Below are 20,551 nucleotides of genomic sequence, written 5' to 3'. Positions count from 1 at the left end.
TTATTTTCTTTCCGAAAAGCGCCTTGACATAAAGTTAACTTTACGGTGTAACGTTGAAAAGGAGGTGAGAAGCTTGTATCAAATTTCTGAAGTCGCCCGATTAGTCAACCTGCCTATTCCCACCATTCGTTATTATGAAACGTTGGGCTTTATTGAAACTCCTGCAAAAGATGCCCGCGGATACAAAATGTATCGTAAGCAGGATGTTGAATATCTTCGCTTCATTGTCCATTTGCGCGATACAGACATGCCGCTGGAGCAGATTAAACATTATGTTCATGCGTATCGCTTGGACGATTATTCAACCTGCTACGCGATTTTGCAGGAGCATGAACAGAAGATGCAGCTTGAACTCGCAAAGCGGCAAATGATTCTGGAAAAGATTCAATACAAGGTTTCTCACTTTAGTAAACTAAAAGGTGGCGGAACATAATGCAACAACAGCCTTTGCAAACAGGTTATACAGCCAGAACGACAACGAAGGATGTTATAAAAGGAATTGATTTGACAGGAAAAACAGCAATTGTGACAGGGGGGGCTGCCGGTCTTGGATTGGAGACAACAACGTCCCTGGCCGAGGCGGGTGCCACCGTCATTGTTCCGGTACGAAATCCCCAAAAAGCAGCCGGATCGCTTGCTTCGCTTCCCAATATTGTGCTTTACGAGACCGAAATGGACCTCAGCAAACGTGAAACAATTGAAAGATTTGTCAAATGGTTTCAAAACCATTACACCGCGTTACATCTTTTAATTAACTGCGCCGGTATTATGGCGATCCCTTTGCAAAGAGATCCCCTCGGCAATGAGCTGCAACTCTCTGTCAATTATTTAGGACACTATCACCTTACAAAATCGCTTTTGCCACAGCTTCGGGCAGCGCGTGGGGCAAGAATTGTCAATTTATCCTCACGTGGGCATTGGCGGTCACCCTTTCATTTTGAGGCTCCTAACTTCCTCCATACCGAGTATGATAAATGGAAAGCCTATGGGCAATCAAAGACTGCCGTTTCCTTAATGAGCGTCGCGTTGGATCAGCTTTATCGGAACGAGCTGATTCGTTCGTTTGCGATCCACCCTGGAAGTATTGTGACGAACCTTTCCGTCAATTTATCGAAGGAGGAAATGGCGGCCATGGGTGCGCTCACTTCTGCCGGAGAGCGGGGCTATGACAGCTATGACGAGGAAAGAAAGACAATTCCGGAAGGGGCAGCCACGATCGTCTGGTGTGCAACAAGCCCGCAGCTGGACAAGTACGGAGGCGTCTATTGCGAAAATTGCGATATTTCCCCCATCGCTGTTGACGACCAAGTACGGAAGGGCGTCAAGCCTTGGGCCGTCGATCACCAACTGGCTTTACAACTTTGGCAGCAAACAGAGGAATTATTTCAATAAGTTGACCGGGACATCCCGGGCTTGAGACAAAACTCGTCAGCGCGGGCTGGGAAAAGGTGAAAAACATACCCTTTTTCCAGCCCCTTTGCTTTGTCAATAATTTCAAAAAAATGTTATTATTATGGATGAAATACAAGTAATGATCAAACATTCGGAGGGGATAAGAATGGACGAGCGTTATCCGATTGGTCTATTTGAAAGTAGCGAAGAACCTTCAAGCACTGCGGTTAAAGGCTGGATTAATGAGATCGAGCGAACACCGCAAGCGCTGCGTACGGCAGTGACCGGCTTAGATGAGGAGCAGCTTAATACTCCGTACCGGGCCGGCGGGTGGACCATCCGTCAGGTCGTTCACCATCTTGCGGATAGCCATCTCAATGCGTACATGCGTTTTAAGCTGGCATTGACAGAAGACAGTCCTACGATCAAGCCGTACAATGAGCAGAAATGGGCCGAGCTTACTGATTCACAGCTTCCGATTGACGTTTCCTTACAATTGATTGATGCGTTGCATGAAAGATGGGTTTCCTTGCTGCGCTCTCTTACCCCTACTGACTTAGAGAAGGCTTTCTTCCATCCGGAAAGCGGTCAAGTGACACTCGGCTGGAATATCGGCAACTACGCCTGGCACGGAAAACATCATATTGCCCATATTACAAGTTTGCGAGTTCGCAAAGGCTGGTAAGAAAACCGCACAGCGACTTTTCTTATCTTTTAAAAAAGCCCGGAGCAAAAGGTGAAAATCAACCTTGTGCTCCGGGCTTAAAAGAGGTGCGCTGCCATGATTTCCAGCGCAAGCTTGACTTTTATCAGACGATTAAAAAGTAAGCATCATTTTATGTTATGATGCCGGATTTGCCTTTAACCGACGACGATATTCACCAGCTTGCCTGGTACGGCGATCAGCTTGCGGATCGTCTTGCCTGCAATCGCCGCTTGGACCTTCTCATCCTGTTTGGCGATTTCCTCCATTTGCTCACGGTTTGCCTCAGCCGGAATCGTCAGCTTCGTCCGTACTTTTCCGTTAATTTGCACGACGATTTCGACTTCGTTTTCCACGAGCTGTGTTTCATCATACTCAGGCCATGCTTCGTAAGAGACCGTGTTGCGATGTCCAAGCTTCTCCCACAGTTCCTCAGCAAGATGTGGCGCGATTGGTGAAAGCATCTTTACGAAGCCTTCCATCAACGCTTTCGGCAAGATCTCCTGCTTGTAGCCTTCATTAATAAAGACCATCATTTGCGAGATTGCAACATTGAAGCGCAATTCTGCCATATCATCGGTAATCTTTTTCACCGATTGATGGTAAACGCGCATGAATTCCGCGCTGCCTTCTGCATCCTGAATGGCCGGATTCAGCTCTCCCGTTTCCTCGTTCACAAACAGGCGCCAAACGCGATCAAGGAAGCGGCGTGCCCCGTCGAGACCGTTCGTTGACCAGGCGATCGAACCGTCAAGCGGCCCCATGAACATTTCATACAGACGCAGCGTATCCGCTCCATGACTTTTGACTACATCATCCGGATTGACAACATTTCCTTTCGATTTGCTCATCTTCTCGTTATTTTCACCGAGGATCATCCCCTGGTTGTACAGCTTTTGGAATGGCTCCTTCGTTGAGACGACGCCAATATCGTACAGGAATTTATGCCAGAAACGAGCGTATAATAAATGAAGGACGGCATGCTCCGCTCCACCGATGTAAATATCAACAGGCAGCCATTTCTTCAGCTTCTCCGGATCAGCAAGCGCATCCGGGTTATGTGGATCGATATAGCGTAAGAAGTACCAGCAGCTGCCCGCCCATTGCGGCATTGTATTCGTTTCACGGCGACCCTTTTTGCCTGTCTCAGGATCAACGACTTCGAGCCAGTCCTTCGCGTTGGCAAGCGGTGACTCGCCGGTACCTGACGGCTTGATTTCCGTCATTTTCGGCAAAATCAACGGCAATTCCTCTTCCGGAACCGGCGTCATCGTTCCATCTTCCCAGTGGATGATCGGGATCGGCTCCCCCCAATAGCGTTGGCGACTGAACAGCCAGTCACGTAGCCGATAGGTGATTTGCTTCTTTCCGTAATGATTGGCCTCAAGCCAATCAATCATATTGCGAATCGCCGTTTCCTTATCAAGTCCGTTGAGAAAATCGGAGTTCACATGCTCGCCGTCGCCTGTATAGGCTTCTTTCTCCACGTCGCCGCCGGCGACTACTTCTCTGATCGGCAAATCAAACGTTTTCGCAAACTCATAGTCACGCTCATCATGAGCTGGCACAGCCATGATCGCCCCGGTCCCATAGCTGACGAGAACGTAATCAGCGATCCACACCGGAATCCGCTCCCCATTTACCGGATTAACAGCAAACGCTCCGGTAAAGACACCGGTTTTTTCTTTTGAAAGCTCGGTACGCTCCAAGTCGCTTTTCGCCGCAACCTGCGCTTTATAGTTTGCCACTTCCTCCTGCTGCTCCTCTGTCGTAATCACATCGACTAGCTTATGCTCAGGGGCAAGCACCATATACGTCGCGCCAAACAACGTATCCGGTCTTGTCGTAAAAACTTTGACTTCAGCATCGTCATGCCCGTCCATTTTGAACGTCACCTCGGCCCCTTCAGAGCGGCCAATCCAGTTACGCTGCATATCCTTGATACTTTCCGGCCAATCAAGCTCCTCCAAATCCTCAAGTAGACGGTCGGCGTAGGCCGTGATTTTCAGCATCCATTGCTTCATCGGGCGGCGTTCCACCGGGTGGCCGCCACGCTCGCTCTTGCCGTCGATGACTTCCTCGTTCGCCAGCACGGTCCCAAGCGCTGGACACCAGTTGACAGCCACTTCATCTATGTAGGCTAAGCCTTTTTCGTATAGCTTCGTAAAGATCCATTGCGTCCATTTATAATACTCGGGATCAGTCGTATTGATTTCGCGATCCCAGTCATAGGAAAAGCCCAACTCTTTAATTTGACGGCGGAACGTATTGATGTTCTGCTCGGTGAAAATAGCCGGATCATTCCCTGTATCAAGCGCATACTGTTCAGCCGGTAGGCCAAAAGCGTCCCATCCCATCGGATGAAGAACATTATACCCTTGCATCCGTTTCATTCTTGCTAAAATATCTGTAGCCGTGTAGCCTTCCGGATGCCCGACGTGGAGCCCTGCTCCAGATGGGTATGGGAACATGTCCAAAGCATAAAACTTCGGCTTATCTTCATCTTCTGTCGTGCGGAACGTCTTTTGTTCCTCCCAATATTTCTGCCACTTTTGCTCAATTTGCTCATGTGAAAATGACATTGCTTTCATCCTCCTGTTGATAGCCATTGCTAGATCGTTGACCTGCATAGAATGATTGAGATCCAATAAGAAAACCGCGCTGCGGCTTTTCTTAATTTAATGTAATGAGTGAAGCCATTCTCTTTGCTCTAAAAAAAACTCCCCTCCCCAACACTGCCTGTTGTTAGGGACGAGAGTCTGTATACTTCCCGCGGTACCACCCATATTAATGAACTTATCATTCATTCACTTATCACGTGTAACGGACGTGACCCGTCAAAAGCTACTCTCGTTTTTCACTTTTAAAACTCTAAGGCGAGTTCACCATATTGTTCCACTGACTTGCACCATCTGCCAGCTCTCTATTCCCAAGTGTGACTGCTAATCCTTGTCTACGTTTGCGTATGAACTTACTTGTATTGTATGAATTCGCACGCACACTGTCAAGCTGCGCTCTAAATCTTTCCATTTGCCGCAGCCGCCATCCATTGCTTTTTCCTCCTCTAGTGAACATGCTACAATATAGGATGAGGATACGAGAAAGGAAGAAGCCGATGGAACTGTTTGGAGAAAAGAGATATCATAGTTGGAACCATCATTTACGCCGACACTTTGGCGAAAAAATATTCAAGATCCCTCTCGATGCCGGCTTTGACTGTCCAAACCGTGACGGCAGCGTCGCTTTTGGCGGCTGTACCTTTTGCAGCGAACGGGGCTCGGGAGATTTTGCCGGGGATCGCGCCGATGATCTTGTGACGCAATTTGAGACGATTAAAGGGCGGATGCACCGAAAATGGAAGCAGGGCAAATACATCGGCTATTTTCAGGCCTATACGAACACGTACGCTCCGGTTGAAACGCTTCGAACCTATTTTGAAACGATTTTGGCGCAAAAGGACGTTGTCGGTCTGGCCATTGCGACAAGACCGGACTGTCTGCCTGATGATGTCGTTGACTATTTGGCGGAGCTGAATGAACGGACATACTTATGGGTGGAGTTAGGGCTGCAAACCGTCCATGAGCGCACGGCGCAGCTGATCAACCGCGCCCATGACTATCAATGCTATGTCGACGGCGTCACCAAGCTGCGGCGCCATGGCATTCGCGTGTGCAGCCATATTATTAACGGCCTCCCGCTCGAAAGCTATGAGATGATGCTTGAGACGGCGAAGGAGGTCGCTAAGCTCGACGTGCAGGGCATTAAAATTCATTTGCTCCATCTGTTAAAGAAAACAGCGATGGTCAAGCAATATGAAAAAGGGTTGCTGGAGCTGATGAGCCTGGATGACTATGTGAAGCTTGTCGTCGATCAGCTGGAGATTCTCCCGCCTTCGATGATTATTCACCGCTTAACGGGAGACGGGCCCGGCGATCTGATGATCGGACCGATGTGGAGCATGAACAAATGGAGCGTGCTGAACGCAATTGAAGCGGAGTTGAAAGCACGAGACAGCTGGCAGGGGAAATTTTATCAGAAAGAGCAGGTTTCAGTTTAATGAACGTACCGGGAATTTTGCCGTTTGCGCGGCTTTTATTGGAAAAGGTACTTGAAGAAGGGGATACAGCGCTTGATTGCACAGTCGGCAACGGACATGACACGGTGTTTCTCGCCGGCCTTGTCGGCGAAGAGGGGCAGGTGCTCGGCTTTGATATTCAGGCGGCCGCAATTGAGAACACGCGGGCACGATTGCAGGAAGCGCGGCTTGAAGACAGAGTGACTCTCTTTCAGCAGAGCCATGAGCATGCCGCCGACCAGCTGGCTGGCGCCAACTCTCAGCGCCTGAAAGCGGCAATCTTCAACCTCGGCTATTTGCCGGGCGGAGATAAAGCGATTGTCACGAAGCCGGAATCAACGATTTCCGCCGTGCAATCGCTGCTTGAGCTAATGCAGCCAGGCGGCATTATCGTCCTCGTCATTTATCATGGACACCGTGAAGGTCAGCATGAGAAAAAGGAGCTGCTCTCCTATGCCGAAAGCATTGATCAGCGTTATGCCCACGTTCTGACCTATCAATTTATTAATCAAGCGAATCATCCACCGTTTGTGCTGGCGCTTGAAAAGAGATAATTCTTGACAAAAAACAGCTTTGCTTAAATAATGTAGAAAATTAACTGGGGGTGGCTAGCGATGACACTACTAGACTCGATTATTACACACAATCATCAATTTATTGAAAAGAAAGAATACGAGAAATACCAGACAACCCGATTCCCTGATAAGAAGCTCGTCATCTTAACTTGTATGGATACACGTCTGCTTGAGCTTCTTCCATCAGCGATGAACGTGAAAAATGGCGACGCGAAGATTATTAAAAATGCCGGAGCTGTCATTTCTCATCCATTTGGCAGTATTATGCGCAGTATTCTCGTTGCCCTTTATGAGCTAAAAACCGATGAAGTGATGATCGTCGGACATCATGGCTGCGGCATGGCAGGCCTTGAACCAAACAGCATTCTGCAAAAAGCGGAAGAGCGCGGAGTCGACCTTGACATCTTGAAAAAGCTGGAATACTCAGGAATTGACATTAACAAGTTTCTGACCGGCTTTCAAACGGTCGAAGAAAGCGTCAAGCACAGCGTTGAGATGGTCAATCAGCATCCATTGCTTCCGGCCGACACTCCGGTGCATGGCCTCGTGATTTGTCCGACAACCGGCAAGCTCGACGTTATCGTCAATGGTTATAAATGAAAAACAAAAAAGCCTATCGACATTGTCGACAGGCTTTTTTGTTTAGTTGTTTTACTAGTCAGGGTTTGGTACTCCTCAAATAGAAGCAACAGTGAGACCCCACAGGGCGGTAGCCCAAGGAGGATCACCCGCTTCCCGAGGAAAGCGAAGTCTATTTCAGGAGCGGTGGATCTCCCCCTCATAAACGACACAAGAAGGGCAGGATGTTTTTTTCCTTTTGCCCGGGCGGAACGGCTGCCTCACCCATCAGTCCTCTTATTTTCCACGGCGGAACATCCAGCGATTCAAATAAAAGATCATCGTCGGCAAGCCGCCCGTTTTAATCATTTGCTTCGCCTTTTGCTTCATTTCTTTGTCGCCTTGCACTTTTTCATCAGCGATATAAATCGCAATCACCCCGCGCATCAGCATCCGATGAAATTTCGGATCCGGCAACGCTGCTAAGCTCTCTTCCGCTTTTTCAGCAAAAAATTGAAAACGCTCAATCATCTCTTTTTCATCGCGGTAATAGAATAGAAAGTTCAACTCATCATCAGCAATATCTTCCTCTTGATCAATAAAATAATCGAGCAGAATATGAAGTCCCTGCATCCATGGAAAATAGCCGCTTTTAATGAGCGCGGCTGTTTCCTCACTCAAGTCCGGCGTGGTCGAGTACGCCGCAAGCGCGTACACACCAAGAGTCGAGGCCGTACAGGCCGAGAACTCAAACCATGTCATCTCCGGGACTTTATGACGATGCTCCTCAAACCAGCTTTCAAGCCGCGGAATTCTTTCTTCTTTTATAACATGTTTATGTACTTGTAAATCTCCGTAATAGCCGCTCAGCTCCTTCATCGCCGGCTGCAGCTTTTGAAAGGACGGAAACGAGGCTACCTTCTCCTGACACGTCCGAACGAGGGCATGGAGGTAACCTCCATCCTCATGCTCCTGACGAAACTGATAATAATTTCCGGGCTCGGCGCCTGGAGTCAGGGCGTCAAGCAGCGCCTGATGCAAGGAGCGAAAATCATTTGGGTCGAGCGACGGACTTTGATCACAAAGATTATCTAAATAATCACAGGTGACTTGATACGCAATCATAAATTGAATCAGTTCTTCAAAACGGCCATTTTCTTTCGCAATTAAGCCATAAACGCCCCCGCCCTCACAGTGAAACGCTTTTCTCTCCAGCGCATCCTGTGCCTGTGAGCGCAGCTCATCATCTGGAATTTCGGCGGCACGTTCCTTCCATTGATTATAATAATGATGAACGGTCGGCAGCACCTCTTTATAAATGTTGATTAATAACGGAATCGGCTTTGTTGGAACACCCACTGCATAATCCTCCTTGGTTCAACTCAATACATGTAACACTAGCATAATTCAAAATCCGCAACAACTAAGACCTTCTTTATTACGGAAAAAGCAAATTTACAAAGCCGATCGCCTGACGAAATACGTCCTCGCGCTCAGGTTCATTAAACACTTCGTGATACAGCCCATCCCATTCTTTATAATATTTCTCTGTCAGCGGAAGCTGGTCGAACCAGTCTCTGACATCATACTTATTCACAATCCGGTCCTCACCAGCCTGGACGACTAATAAAGGGACATTCGGAAAGTTCTCCGGATAGCGGTGCGCAATCCGCATCGCCTTCACAAGCTCCTGATACCAGCGGATCGAGACCCGTTGGACCCGTAACTCGTCACGAAGATACGCCGCGCGAACCTCTTCATTTCGCGTCGCGTCCTCGGAACGGATACCGGAATTGGCACTGAAGGTCGGCGCCACACGATGAAAGACTTTGGCCGCCAGCTCCTTTGTTTTCGGCAAAGGCCTACTTAAGCCTAAACACGGCGATGATAAAATTACCCCGTTTACGAGAAGCTGAGGACGTTCCATTAACGTACGAATGACGACAAGTCCCCCCATGCTATGACCAAATAACAGGATCGGCAGCTGCTTGATTTTCGCCTCCTCCATCCATTCTTCAACCGTTTCAATATATTGGTTAAATGATTGAATATGTCCCCGTCTTCCTCTTGTTTTGCCCTGGCCCGGCAAATCACCCATTACGACATCAAAACCGTGCTCATTCCATTTTTTAGCCAGCCATTGATATCTGGCATGATGCTCCCCGGCTCCATGAACGCTTACAATGACTCCGCGCGGCTCTTCTGCTTCCCATTTCCACATGATGTATTCCCCCTTGCTTCTTTTTAGTGAAAAGAAGGAGCCTCCCCTTATAAATTTTGTTAAAATAAGTATAGCGATTTTTTGACTAAAGGCAAAGGAAGTGAGCAGATGATTTACCCTTATAAGCAAAAATACCCGGTCATTTCAGAAAGCGCTTTTTTAGCAGACGGTGTCATTGTCAGTGGTGATGTAACAATTGGCGACGAAACGAACATTTGGTTTCATACTGTCATCCGCGGCGATGTCTCCCCTACACGGATTGGCAACCGTGTAAACATTCAGGATCAGTGCATGCTTCATCAAAGTCCGAAATACCCTTTGCTGCTGGAGGACGATGTCTCAATCGGACATCAGGCGATGCTACATAGTTGTACGATTCGCAAAAAAGCATTAGTCGGTATGGGTTCGATTATTCTCGATGGCGCTGAGATTGGCGAGGGAGCATTTATCGGGGCAGGCAGCCTAGTTCCCCAAGGCAAAAAAATACCACCGAACATGCTGGCCTTTGGCCGCCCGGCAAAGGTCGTCCGTGAGCTGAATGAAGATGACCTGGCAGAAATGGCCCGAATCCGGCGTGAATATGTAGAAAAAGGCCAGCACTATAAGCAGATCATTGCCGAGACAAAACAATAAGTGTATAAGATTGATTATTATTATCAATACTATATGTACAACGCAAAAGAGCTTAAGACAAAAGGGTTGGTTCCTTTTGTCTCAAGCCCCGAAGCAACAAATTTGTTCGCGCCAGCACAACCGCTGACATTTGTAAGCACTCTTTAGTGGGTCGGTTCAAAGGTTTTGCAGTCCGTTTCTTCAGAGCGGGCGGCCTGCTCTCCTTTGTGGCTCACGACATAAATTCTGTCAGCGTTACAGTTGTTTCCATCTCCCCAATATACGCAATTATTCACTTCGCATAATACATCTTGCGCCATGTTCAATCACCTCCCTATTCATTAGTGTGACCAAAAAAAATAGCTCCCATACTCTTTAGACGAGTAGGGAACAAAGCGATTGCCTTCCTGCAAAAGATGCTTTCAGCCAGCGATGTAACACCCAGCCGGCACGCTTTCCGCTCATTTCTTGGAGGCTGGGGAAAAGGAAAAAACACCTTTGGCCCAGCCTTTAAAAACCAGTTACATTGTTTCTCTTTTTTTTACAAACCAGCCTGCGCTTTCAAATCGTCCGCTTTATCTGTCTGCTCCCAAGGAAGCTCTACATCCGTGCGGCCAAAATGTCCGTAAGCAGCTGTTTGCTTATAAATAGGTCGACGTAAATCGAGCATTTTAATAATCCCCGCTGGACGAAGATCGAAATTGTCGCGGATAAGTGTAACAAGCGTTTCCTCAGAAACCTTCCCTGTTCCGAACGTATCGACAGAAATCGAAACCGGACGGGCAACTCCGATCGCATAGGCAAGCTGAACCTCACATTTGTCAGCGAGACCGGCCGCGACGATGTTTTTCGCGACATAGCGGGCCGCGTAAGCACCGGAACGGTCAACCTTTGTCGCATCCTTACCGGAAAACGCCCCACCGCCGTGACGCGCATAGCCTCCATAAGTATCGACGATGATTTTCCGTCCAGTTAATCCGGCATCGCCCTGTGGCCCGCCGATGACGAAACGGCCTGTCGGGTTAATGAAGTACTTCGTATCTTCGTCAATCAGCTCTTCCGGCACAACCGGCTTAATGACATGCTCCTTCAGATTGCGCTGGATCTGCTCCAGGGAAACTTCAGGATGATGCTGAGTGGAGATAACAATCGTATCAATCCGCAGCGGCTGATCATGTTCGTCATATTCAACGGTAACCTGTGTTTTTCCATCAGGTCGTAAATAAGGAAGAACATCTTCCTTCCGTACTTCTGTCAAACGTCGTGCTAATTTATGGCTTAACGAAATCGGAAGCGGCATAAGCTCTTTCGTTTCATTATTAGCATAACCAAACATTAAGCCTTGATCCCCCGCACCAATCGCTTCAATCTCTTCATCGGTCATCTGGCCTTCGCGCGATTCAAGCGCGCGGTCAACACCTTGCGCAATATCAGCGGATTGCTCGTCAATCGACGTAAGAACAGCGCATGTTTCGGCATCAAATCCGTATTTGGCACGAGTGTAGCCAATTCCTTTAATCGTTTCCCGGACCGTTTTCGGAATATCAACGTATGTGCTTGTCGTAATTTCTCCCGCCACAAGGACAAGACCTGTCGTCACAGACGTTTCGCATGCTACACGGGCGTTTGGATCCCGTTTCAAAATTTCATCAAGAATTGCATCTGAAATCTGATCACAAATTTTATCAGGATGTCCTTCCGTTACAGATTCAGACGTAAACAAACGACGGCTTCTTTTCTCTGTCATGATTGATTTCCTCCTTTAAACACTGCCTTCTCTCTAGCATGTGTCTTTCTTTGAGACGGCACTCATGTCCCACAGAATGGGAGATACCTTCCTGGTTAAGACGTGTATAAACGATAAAAACCCTTTTCCATCGAGGAAAAGGGTTGAATGTTTACCTTTCGCCTCTTATCGTTCAAGGCAAATAGCCTTGCAGGTTAGCACCTTTAACACTCATGGCTTTGAGTATTGGTTGCTGGGCTTCTTCGGGCCTGTCCCTCCGCCAACTCAGGATAAGAGTATCCGTTCGACGCATATCATATCGCACATCACGTGTACTGTCAACCGCAAGTGGACAAGATTAACATAAGGAAACGGGTTGATTCTTCCTTATCATTATCTGTCCGGTCATTCTACCTGATACTTCCATCTTATGCAGAAGGAAAAAAATGTCGACAAAATAACCAGTTAATTGGATGACAGCCTTTTTTGGCTACACAGGTACCTTTTTTTCTTTATAATTCGCACGATAAAAAAAATTCGCTAATAGTATAGACTATTAATCTAAATGTGTTATACTATTAACCAAGTTAAAGCTGTTAATGTTAACCAAATTATATGATGAAAGAAAGGGTGCGGCAATGAAAACGATTAGCCTACAGACAGAACTAGCAGAGTTACTTAATCAGGACCAGGTCCATCATGATTTACCGATCTCATCTCTAATCGAGGAGGCGTTAATGCGCGGCGAAGGAAAGCTTTCTGTTACCGGTGCATTAAGCGTCGAAACAGGCGCCTATACGGGCCGCTCCCCTAAAGATAAATTTATTGTGAAGGAAGAAAGCGTTAAGGATAAAATTAACTGGGGAGCTGTAAACCAACCGATCGAAAAAGATGTTTTTACCCGTCTTTTCCAAAAAGTTGTCCGCCATTTAGGGCAAAAGGATAAACTTTACGCGTCAAGAGGCTTTGCCGGCGCCGATGAAGGATTCCGTTTACCGTTAAAAGTCATTAACGAATTTGCCTGGCAGCAGCTTTTCGCCCGTCAATTGTTCATCCGTCCGACGGCTGAAGATGCCGAATCTTACGATAATGCGTTTACGATCGTTTCAGCGCCAAGCTTCAAAGCTGATCCCGCGGTCGATGGCACGCTGTCCGAGACCTTTATTATCGTCTCCTTTGAGGAACGAATTGTCCTCATCGGCGGAACCGAATATGCCGGAGAAATGAAAAAATCGATTTTCTCCGTGATGAATTACTTACTTCCTGAGCAGGATGTCCTTTCGATGCACTGCTCGGCCAATGTTGGCCGGGAAGGCGACGTCGCCTTGTTCTTCGGGCTGTCCGGTACCGGAAAAACAACTCTTTCCGCCGACCCTCACCGCTCGTTAATCGGCGATGATGAGCATGGCTGGTCAAGCAACGGCGTGTTTAACATTGAAGGCGGCTGCTATGCGAAATGTATCAACTTATCAGCTGAAAAAGAGCCGCAAATTTGGAACGCGATCCGCTTCGGCACCGTTCTTGAAAATGTCGTGATTGATGAAAAAACCGGCGAGCCGGATTACGACGATGTATCGTTAACGGAAAATACGCGCGCCGCTTATCCATTAGAAGCGATTCCAAATGCGATTTTCCCAAGTCTGGCGGGACACCCAAATACGATTATTTTCTTAACAGCTGACGCGTTCGGCGTGCTGCCGCCAATCAGCAAGCTGACAAAGGAGCAGGCGATGTATCACTTCCTTTCCGGCTACACGAGTAAATTAGCGGGAACAGAGCGTGGCATCACTTCGCCTGAAGCGACCTTCTCAACATGCTTTGGCGCACCGTTTTTGCCACTACCTGCTGCCCGTTATGCTGAAATGCTCGGTGAAAAGATCGACCAGCATGATGTCGATGTTTTCCTCGTCAATACAGGCTGGTCTGGCGGCCCTTACGGCGTCGGCAGCAGAATGAACCTCCAGCATACCCGGGCGATGGTTCAGGCGGCGTTGCACGGCGAGCTCCGCACAGTTGAAACGACGGTTGATCCGATTTTCGGTCTTCACATCCCGCTTCACTGCCCTGGAGTACCGGACACTGTCTTAAAACCGCGTGATACTTGGTCCGATCAAGCTGCCTACGATGCAAAAGCAGCAGAATTAGCAGCTAATTTCAAAGAAAACTTCAAGAAATTCGATAATATCAGCGACACTATTAAAGCAGCCGGACCTAAGTAAGGACGGCTACGCAATGAAGGGGCTGTGGCAAAAGGTAAAAACAACCTTTGGTCACAGCCCTTACGCATGGAGTGAAGATGCTTGCTACAATCCGCTACTCTTTTTCGTTTTGTCTTTCTCCTTCCCCTTCATCCACCTGGCAGCTTCCGATAAAATCACGCGCTGTTCCTTTGGCGGAAAATGATGAGTGTATTGAGGGAAATACCAGGTCGCAACTTCCTTCCCCGCCTGCCTGCATGCCTGTTCCACAAGCAGGGCATGAGCTAGCGAGACGTGCTCATCTTTTTCTCCATGGATAAGCAATATCCGCGGCTTGAGCTCGCCCAGCTCATGAAGAGGCGTTCGCCAGCGGTAGCGCTCTGGATACTTATTCGGCGTTCCCCCGATGACCCGTTTCATCATTCTGCGCAGATCAACGCGCTCTTCGTATGTCAGAACCATATCGGATACCCCGTTCCAGCAAGTGACGGAGCTTGCCTGCGGCCTTGCCAAAGCAGTCTGCAATGCCATCACCCCGCCCCTTGAAAATCCAAGAATGTGGACGGACTCACATTCAACTTCAGGCACGCTTTGCAGAAGATCAAAGGCGGCAAAGGCATCTTCACGGTCATCTCCGCAAAAGTCCTCATTTCCTTCTCCTCCTTTATTTCCACGGTAAAACGGAGCGAGCACGATCATCCCTTCAGCTGCCCATTGGATGAGGCGCTGCACCCTGACCATGCCGACATTTTTTATTCCGCCCCGTAAATAGAGAAGTCCCGGCAGCTTTTTTTCTCCATCAGGGATAGCGAGATAGCCCTTAACCCGTAAGCCCGTACTCCAGTATGTAATCAAATAAAGGGAAATGCGGGGGTGGGGCGAAGGAATCTTGACTTTGTCAATTAAGCGCTTCATCTGCAACCTCCTTTCTAGTGGGTAAACACACATTTTCTCCTTTGTTCATACACTATCGTAATCGACACTATTTTTAAAGGAGATGACCGTTATGCCGATATGGAAAAAGGCTTCAGCCTTGTTTGCGGTCCTGCTGCTCGTAGCGGCGTCAAGTGCCTGTACGTTTGGCGGCTCGTCAAACACAGAAACAGTGCGCGTCGCTGAGGTCACAAGATCGATTTTTTATGCTCCTTTTTATGCGGCGGTCGCTCAAGGCTTCTTTGAAGAGGAAGGCATTGAGCTTGAATTGACGACGGCCTGGGGCGGCGATAAAGCGATGACCGCTTTGCTGTCAGGCGGGGCTGACGTCAGCCTCGTCGGCGCGGAGACAACCATTTATGTGTATGCGCAGGAGGCATCAGATCCGGCTGTTACCTTTGCCGCGCTCACGCAGACAGATGGCACCTTTCTCGTCTCGCGGGAAAAGCTCGATTCCTTTTCCTGGGAGGATTTAAAAGGCAGCACGTTCCTCGGCCAGCGCAAAGGCGGGATGCCGCAGATGGTCGGTGAGCATGTACTGAAAAAGAATGGGATTGATCCGCACAATGATCTGACGCTGATTCAGAGCATTGACTTCGGTAACATTCCAAGTGCGTTCGCTTCCGGAACCGGTGATTTTGTTCAGCTTTTTGAGCCGCAGGCCACGTTATTTGAAAATGAAGGCATCGGTCACATTATCGCATCCTTCGGCACGGAATCAGGCTCGGTTCCTTACACTGGCTTTATCGCGAAGCAAAGCATGCTGGACGAAAACCCTGAAATGCTGGAACGGTTCACCCGCGCGCTTTATAAAGGTCAGCAGTGGGTCGAGCAGCAGCCGGCAGAAGAGGTCGCCGAAGCCATTGTCGACTTTTTTGAAGATACGCCTGTCGAGCTGATCGCTCAAGTGGTAGAACGCTACCACGCTCAAGGCTCTTTCGCCACCTCGCCGATTGTCCAGGAAGAAGCGTGGGATAATCTGCAGCTTATTATGGAAGAGGCCGGTGAACTGCCGCAGCATGTTGATTATGACATCCTTGTAGACACTTCTATAGCAGAGAAGGTCATGGAGTAGGAGGAATGCGACATGTCTATTCTTGAGCTTACCGACGTCACATGCAGTTATATTACCGAGCGCGAAGCTATGCTGGCGCTTGAGTCGATTTCTTTTTCTGTTGAGGAGGGAGAATTTATCTCCCTTCTCGGTCCAAGCGGCTGCGGCAAAACGACGCTGCTTTCTCTGATCGCCGGCCTGCTCGTGCCGACGAGCGGGCAAATTAAGATCGATGGTCAGCTCCAGCCTACTTCCGAAAAAGGAGCCAACATCGGCTATATGCTGCAGCAGGATTACTTATTTCCATGGCGGACGATTGAGGACAATGTCACCCTCGGTCAAAAAATTCGCGGAGACTATTCACCCCAGTCGCTTAAACGGGCGCTCAACTGGCTTGAACAAATCGGCTTAGGAGATAAAAAGGACCATTATCCGAATCAATTATCAGGTGGAATGCGGCAGCGCGTTGCACTCGTACGGATGCTCGCGACAGACCCTTCCCTGCTTTTGTTAGATGAGCCGTTTTCAGCGCTCGATTATCAGACAAAGCTCAAGCTGGAAGACCTCGTCTTCAGCACATTGAAAAAAGCTAATAAAACAGCGATTCTCGTCACCCATGATATCGGCGAAGCGATCGCGATGTCTGACCGGATTATTCTCCTCACTCCACGACCGGGACGAATTCATCGAACCTTCACGATGCCGCAGGAAATCGCCTCCGCCTTACCATTTGAAGCAAGGAGCCACCCGAGTTTCAATGAGCTGTTTCAGTTAATATGGAAGGAGATGGAACACGTTGAGACGAACACTTGAGGCGTTACACGAGCAGTATTTAACTACCCTAAAAAAAGAAAAGCGTCTAGTTCTCACCGTTCAACTCAGCTTGTTCGTCCTTTTTATTCTCTTCTGGGAACTGGCGGCACGTCTTACTTGGATTGATCCGTTGCTCTTCAGTATGCCGAGCCGGATTGGCCAGCTGTTTATCGAACGCCTGACAGACGGCTCTTTACTGGGGCATACAGCGGTCACGTTGCTTGAGACGATCCTCGGCTTCCTGCTCGGAACATTCATTGGTACAGCCCTTGCCGCTCTGCTCTGGTGGTCGCGCTTCCTCTCGAAGGTGCTTGACCCTTATCTCGTCATTCTGAACTCGATGCCGAAGGTCGCACTCGGGCCCCTGCTCATTGTCGGTCTCGGACCTACCTTCACCTCAATCGTGGCAATGGGGGCGCTGATCTCCGTCATTATTACGACAATGGTCGTCTACACCGCCTTTCGTGAAGTCGATCCAAACTATTTAAAGGTGATGCACACGTTCCGGGCGACGAAGACGCAGACATTTCAGCACGTTATTTTTCCGGCCTGCTTGCCGACGATCATCTCGACCTTAAAAGTCAATGTCGGCTTAGCCTGGGTCGGCGTCATCGTCGGGGAATTTCTCGTCTCCAAGCAGGGCCTCGGCTATTTGATCATTTACGGCTTCCAAGTATTTAACTTTACTCTCGTCCTGATGAGCCTGTTTGTCATCGCGATTTTGGCAACCGTTATGTATAAAGGCGTCGAGCTGTTTGAAAGCTATTTGCTTAAAAGGTTTTAAGCCGTTCCATTCAAAAAAGAGGAGAGCAACCGGCAACGGTTTGCGCCCTCTCCTCCTATCACTCAGCAAGCAAGCCTTTCCTTACGATTTCAGCAAGCACAAGCGGAAGCACCTGATCCTGCATAATAAAACTGAAGCGCTCATCCTTTGCTACAGCCGCAGGAAAGGATTCGAGCAAGACCGGACCCGCTGTTTCCAAATAATCATCTTTCTGCTGCAACTCCTTCACCGTTGCAAAATAAATGTTTTTATACATCGTTTCCTGCTGACAGGCTACTTCATATTGCCCAAGATAATGCACGGCTTCCAGCCGCGCTCCTGTTTCTTCGTATACTTCTCTCTTCGCCGCTTCGACTGCAGACTCTCTTTCCTCTACCTTCCCTCCAGGAAATTCCCAGCCTCGTTTCCTGTGGTTCGTTAACAGCCATTTTCCCTGATAGCGGCAGACAATCCAAACATGCTTCGCCGTCGGAGACAAGCTTGCTTCTTCTCCAAAGACAATCCGCACCTGGCAGCCCCTCTGATCGATAAACTGTTTCATGATCGGTCATCCTTTTCCACTTGTTACGTCAAGTATAACGAGGAAAGGCGATAATTACTATTTCTTTTCCTTACCATGTCGCCTTAACGGTTTCCTCCGGCTTGATCGCAAAGAGGATGATCGCCAGGGCAAGCAGACAGACAAGTGTATTCAGCAAGAACATCGTCGAATGAGACAGCTTCATGAATAAAGCAAAAACAGGAGGACCAAGCGCGACACCAACAAAACGCATACTGCTGTAAAAAGACGTGATCGAACCGCGCTGTTCCATCGCAATCCCTTCTGTCACAAGCGCGTCAAGGCTCGGCAAAGCAATCCCGATTCCGACACCGCTAATAAACAGAGCGGTTAGTAAAATATACACATCCTTCGAAAAGGAAACGGAAAAAATCGCGATGGTTAATAAAGCGATCCCGACAACCGTCATCCATTTCATTTTTTTCTTGTTCTGGCCGATCGCTTTCCCCGTTGCATAAGAAGCGAAGCAAAGCGCTCCTAATGGGATCGCCAAAATAATCCCTTTTTTTATCCCGTCAATATGGTAGTCATCCTCAAGCATCGTCGACAAATAAAAAAGCACACCAAAAAGCACGAACATGCAAATGCCGCCAACGATAAACACAGCATACAGCCATCTTCCTTCACGCTTAAAGATCACCTTTATATTTTGCCAAAACTTACGGAAGCGAATCGGTTCCTTTTTTAAAGGCGGGGACTTTACAAGAAAGATCATCAGCAAAATCGAAATGATACAAAAGACTGGAAAAGCAAAAAAAGGCATAAACCAGACAATGGTCGCCAGCGCTGCGCCAAGTATCGGGCTGAGCACCTTTCCAAGCGTATTGGCCGTTTCAATCATTCCTAACCCTTTACTGACATCATCCTCTTTTACATACATATCGCCTACTAGCGGCATGACAATCGGAGAGGCTCCAGCTGCGCCCACGCCCTGCAGCAGGCGCCCCACAAGAAGAATCGTATACGGCGACTCCAGCTGCCACGAAGCAAATCCGGAAAGCAGCCCGCCGATTCCCGCGATGATCAGGCTCGGAATAATGACCTTCTTCCGGCCGATATGATCAGAAATATATCCGGCTACAGGAATAAAAAGAATCGCGACAATGGAATAAACGGTAATGAGCATACTCACTTGAAAGGAGGAAATCGACAGCTCCTTTTCAATCTGTGGCAAAACCGGAATCAGCATTGAATTTCCCAACGTCATTACTAACGGAATAGACGAAATGGAAAGAATATCCCATGTCTTTTTCTCCTGCATCTCAAGCTCCCCCGCTCCACCTATATTGTAGTAGTGTTAGTATGGGGAAAAAGCGGCTTTCTATGCAAAAGAGCTTGAGATAAAAGGTTCGCTTTACCTTTTATCTCAAGCTCTTGAAGCAGTGTGCGGAGTCTGAGCTGATTTTAAAAGCTGAAGGAAAGCGGCCTTCTTTCCTTCCAGCCGCGCACAGAACGAAGCCACCGCCTCCCATGAATGACCCACGCGAGAGGTAGTGCAAGCGCTTCGCACGCTGCCCGTCAGCTGGAAGAACCCCGCTTCCAGCTGACTTTCAAAACCTTGCAGCGGCTCCGCTCCTTGCATAAGAGCATGGTTCAAAAGCAAACCACTTTTGAACCATGCTCTTACAAATTCAATTCATTGTTTTTTTGCAGTGAGCGGTAGAGCTCGTCCAGCATATGCTGGGAATGGGCGATCCGGCTGGCGGTTTGCAGACGGAATTCCTGCAGCAGTTCCTCGCCGCTCAGTCCTTTTTCAATTAAATCTTTCAGCACGCTCTCAAACAGCTCGCCTTTTTTCTGAGCGAGCTTTGCTTCAAATAACACGCTGATTTGTTCAGATAACTTCGTGATCGCCTTTAATTTCGTAATCATCGTAGCCGGCTGGTTTTCTTTACTAGTGATCACAACATCGGCCAGCATGTGGCGGTCTTCTCTTTGGATCCGTTCAAAAAAGTCGAGCTCAGTACGAGCAAACACGGCTTCAATGTACCACGTCTTCTCCGGGTTTTCCATGTTAATGATTAATCCGTCTTCGATTGAAATCTTTTTCTGTTCCACGCTGTCTGCTTTACCTTCTAGCAAGCAAATCGAATACAGCTTGAATGTTTTCATCAGTTGCTCCCTCCCTGCTGCCCCTACCTGAGAACGGCCTTTATATCGAATGCCTCCATTTTATCACAGATCGCCGGCAAAGAACCAATCCCTTCCCCTCTGTCCGGTTCAAATCGAGTAGGAGGGGGCGACTAACCCCCGACCTCTCACACCACCGTACGTACGGATCCGTATACGGCGGTTTCAGTTAAGTCTGACGAAGGGTTTCATAACGTTCCAGTACGCTCTTGAGCCCT

General features: G+C 48.4%; 20 protein-coding genes, 1 riboswitch and 1 other annotated feature. Of the genes, 11 read left to right on the top strand and 9 right to left on the bottom strand.

The genetic code is table 11. The features are described 5' to 3' along the window. Positions 1 to 73 precede the first annotated feature (73 nt). The 3 genes from M3202_RS12790 to M3202_RS12780 all read left to right on the top strand — a co-directional run bounded on the left by M3202_RS12790 (position 74) and on the right by M3202_RS12780 (position 2,077). Positions 74 to 433: a MerR family transcriptional regulator gene (locus tag M3202_RS12790; protein ID WP_251223727.1), complete on the top strand. Its 360-nt coding sequence runs from the start codon at positions 74 to 76 to the stop codon at positions 431 to 433. Further along, on the top strand, positions 433 to 1,392 hold the full coding sequence (locus M3202_RS12785) for an SDR family NAD(P)-dependent oxidoreductase (RefSeq protein ID WP_251223726.1): 960 nt from the start codon (positions 433 to 435) through the stop codon (positions 1,390 to 1,392). Before M3202_RS12790 ends, M3202_RS12785 begins: the two co-directional genes overlap by 1 nt. A 166-nt stretch (positions 1,393 to 1,558) precedes the next feature. Then, the gene (locus tag M3202_RS12780) at positions 1,559 to 2,077 is read left to right on the top strand and encodes a YfiT family bacillithiol transferase (RefSeq protein ID WP_251223725.1); all 519 of its coding nucleotides are present in this window, start codon (positions 1,559 to 1,561) and stop codon (positions 2,075 to 2,077) included. Positions 2,078 to 2,253: 176 nt separating this feature from the next. Here the strand turns inward: M3202_RS12780 and leuS are convergent, their stop codons facing one another. After that, on the bottom strand, positions 2,254 to 4,677 hold the full coding sequence (gene leuS / locus M3202_RS12775; RefSeq protein WP_251223724.1) for a leucine--tRNA ligase: 2,424 nt from the start codon (positions 4,675 to 4,677) through the stop codon (positions 2,254 to 2,256). Between the two features lie 162 nt (positions 4,678 to 4,839). Then, positions 4,840 to 5,060, bottom strand: a binding site (T-box leader). Between the two features lie 150 nt (positions 5,061 to 5,210). On the opposite strand from leuS, the gene mnmL reads away from it, so the two are divergent. The 3 genes from mnmL to M3202_RS12760 are packed head-to-tail and all read left to right on the top strand — an operon-like array spanning position 5,211 to position 7,345. Further along, positions 5,211 to 6,152: a tRNA modification radical SAM protein MnmL/YtqA gene (mnmL, locus tag M3202_RS12770; RefSeq protein WP_251223723.1), complete on the top strand. Its 942-nt coding sequence runs from the start codon at positions 5,211 to 5,213 to the stop codon at positions 6,150 to 6,152. Next, entirely contained in the window at positions 6,152 to 6,724 is a 573-nt protein-coding gene (mnmM, locus tag M3202_RS12765) for a tRNA 5-(aminomethyl)-2-thiouridylate-methyltransferase MnmM (protein ID WP_251223722.1), read from the top strand. The genes mnmL and mnmM overlap by 1 nt, the downstream gene beginning before the upstream one ends. 60 nt (positions 6,725 to 6,784) lie before the next feature. Next, entirely contained in the window at positions 6,785 to 7,345 is a 561-nt protein-coding gene (locus M3202_RS12760; RefSeq protein ID WP_251223721.1) for a beta-class carbonic anhydrase, read from the top strand. A 255-nt stretch (positions 7,346 to 7,600) separates the two neighbouring features. On the opposite strand, the gene M3202_RS12755 is transcribed toward M3202_RS12760, so the two are convergent. Together M3202_RS12755 and M3202_RS12750 are read right to left on the bottom strand one after the other, a co-directional pair. Beyond that, positions 7,601 to 8,662, bottom strand: a complete 1,062-nt coding sequence (locus tag M3202_RS12755) for a tetraprenyl-beta-curcumene synthase family protein (RefSeq protein ID WP_251223720.1) — start codon at positions 8,660 to 8,662, stop codon at positions 7,601 to 7,603. A 79-nt stretch (positions 8,663 to 8,741) separates the two neighbouring features. Further along, positions 8,742 to 9,524: an alpha/beta hydrolase gene (locus tag M3202_RS12750; protein WP_251223719.1), complete on the bottom strand. Its 783-nt coding sequence runs from the start codon at positions 9,522 to 9,524 to the stop codon at positions 8,742 to 8,744. Between the two features lie 108 nt (positions 9,525 to 9,632). Here M3202_RS12750 and M3202_RS12745 point away from each other — a divergent pair, with 108 nt between their 5' ends. Continuing rightward, positions 9,633 to 10,157 (top strand): gamma carbonic anhydrase, encoded by a 525-nt coding sequence (locus M3202_RS12745; protein WP_251223718.1) that lies wholly within the window; start codon positions 9,633 to 9,635, stop codon positions 10,155 to 10,157. Positions 10,158 to 10,300: 143 nt separating this feature from the next. Here M3202_RS12745 and M3202_RS12740 read toward each other — a convergent pair whose 3' ends face one another. Next, positions 10,301 to 10,456, bottom strand: coding sequence for a DUF1540 domain-containing protein (locus M3202_RS12740; protein ID WP_251223717.1), 156 nt, complete (start codon positions 10,454 to 10,456; stop codon positions 10,301 to 10,303). Positions 10,457 to 10,677: 221 nt separating this feature from the next. Then, positions 10,678 to 11,883 (bottom strand): methionine adenosyltransferase, encoded by a 1,206-nt coding sequence (metK, locus tag M3202_RS12735; RefSeq protein WP_251223716.1) that lies wholly within the window; start codon positions 11,881 to 11,883, stop codon positions 10,678 to 10,680. Positions 11,884 to 12,045: 162 nt separating this feature from the next. Beyond that, a riboswitch (SAM riboswitch) is annotated at positions 12,046 to 12,159 on the bottom strand. Between the two features lie 341 nt (positions 12,160 to 12,500). Here metK and pckA point away from each other — a divergent pair. Then, complete coding sequence (pckA, locus tag M3202_RS12730; protein ID WP_251223715.1) at positions 12,501 to 14,081, top strand: phosphoenolpyruvate carboxykinase (ATP); 1,581 nt, start codon at positions 12,501 to 12,503, stop codon at positions 14,079 to 14,081. An 84-nt stretch (positions 14,082 to 14,165) separates the two neighbouring features. Here pckA and M3202_RS12725 read toward each other — a convergent pair whose 3' ends face one another. Further along, complete coding sequence (locus tag M3202_RS12725; protein WP_251223714.1) at positions 14,166 to 14,975, bottom strand: alpha/beta hydrolase family protein; 810 nt, start codon at positions 14,973 to 14,975, stop codon at positions 14,166 to 14,168. Positions 14,976 to 15,066: 91 nt separating this feature from the next. Here M3202_RS12725 and M3202_RS12720 point away from each other — a divergent pair, with 91 nt between their 5' ends. From M3202_RS12720 to M3202_RS12710, 3 genes are read left to right on the top strand one after another with little or no spacing between them, the layout of a single operon-like run. Beyond that, positions 15,067 to 16,068, top strand: coding sequence for an ABC transporter substrate-binding protein (locus M3202_RS12720; RefSeq protein ID WP_251223713.1), 1,002 nt, complete (start codon positions 15,067 to 15,069; stop codon positions 16,066 to 16,068). A gap of 12 nt (positions 16,069 to 16,080) precedes the next feature. Continuing rightward, the gene (locus tag M3202_RS12715; protein ID WP_251223712.1) at positions 16,081 to 16,860 is read left to right on the top strand and encodes an ABC transporter ATP-binding protein; all 780 of its coding nucleotides are present in this window, start codon (positions 16,081 to 16,083) and stop codon (positions 16,858 to 16,860) included. Then, entirely contained in the window at positions 16,844 to 17,644 is an 801-nt protein-coding gene (locus M3202_RS12710; RefSeq protein WP_251223711.1) for an ABC transporter permease, read from the top strand. Before M3202_RS12715 ends, M3202_RS12710 begins: the two co-directional genes overlap by 17 nt. A 58-nt stretch (positions 17,645 to 17,702) precedes the next feature. On the opposite strand, the gene ytkD is transcribed toward M3202_RS12710, so the two are convergent. From ytkD to M3202_RS12695, 3 genes are all read right to left on the bottom strand, one after another. Then, positions 17,703 to 18,185 carry an RNA deprotection pyrophosphohydrolase gene (gene ytkD, locus M3202_RS12705; RefSeq protein WP_251223710.1) on the bottom strand — a complete coding sequence of 161 codons (483 nt, stop codon included), beginning with the start codon at positions 18,183 to 18,185 and terminating at the stop codon, positions 17,703 to 17,705. A gap of 70 nt (positions 18,186 to 18,255) precedes the next feature. Then, positions 18,256 to 19,464 carry a bacillibactin exporter BcbE gene (gene bcbE, locus M3202_RS12700; RefSeq protein ID WP_251223709.1) on the bottom strand — a complete coding sequence of 403 codons (1,209 nt, stop codon included), beginning with the start codon at positions 19,462 to 19,464 and terminating at the stop codon, positions 18,256 to 18,258. Between the two features lie 362 nt (positions 19,465 to 19,826). After that, positions 19,827 to 20,315: a YwpF-like family protein gene (locus tag M3202_RS12695; protein WP_251223708.1), complete on the bottom strand. Its 489-nt coding sequence runs from the start codon at positions 20,313 to 20,315 to the stop codon at positions 19,827 to 19,829. Positions 20,316 to 20,551: the final 236 nt, after the last annotated feature.

This window comes from Halalkalibacter oceani, assembly GCF_023715605.1.
Taxonomy (GTDB): domain Bacteria; phylum Bacillota; class Bacilli; order Bacillales; family Bacillaceae_D; genus Halalkalibacter; species Halalkalibacter oceani.
This window is presented reverse-complemented; position numbering and strand designations above follow the sequence as displayed.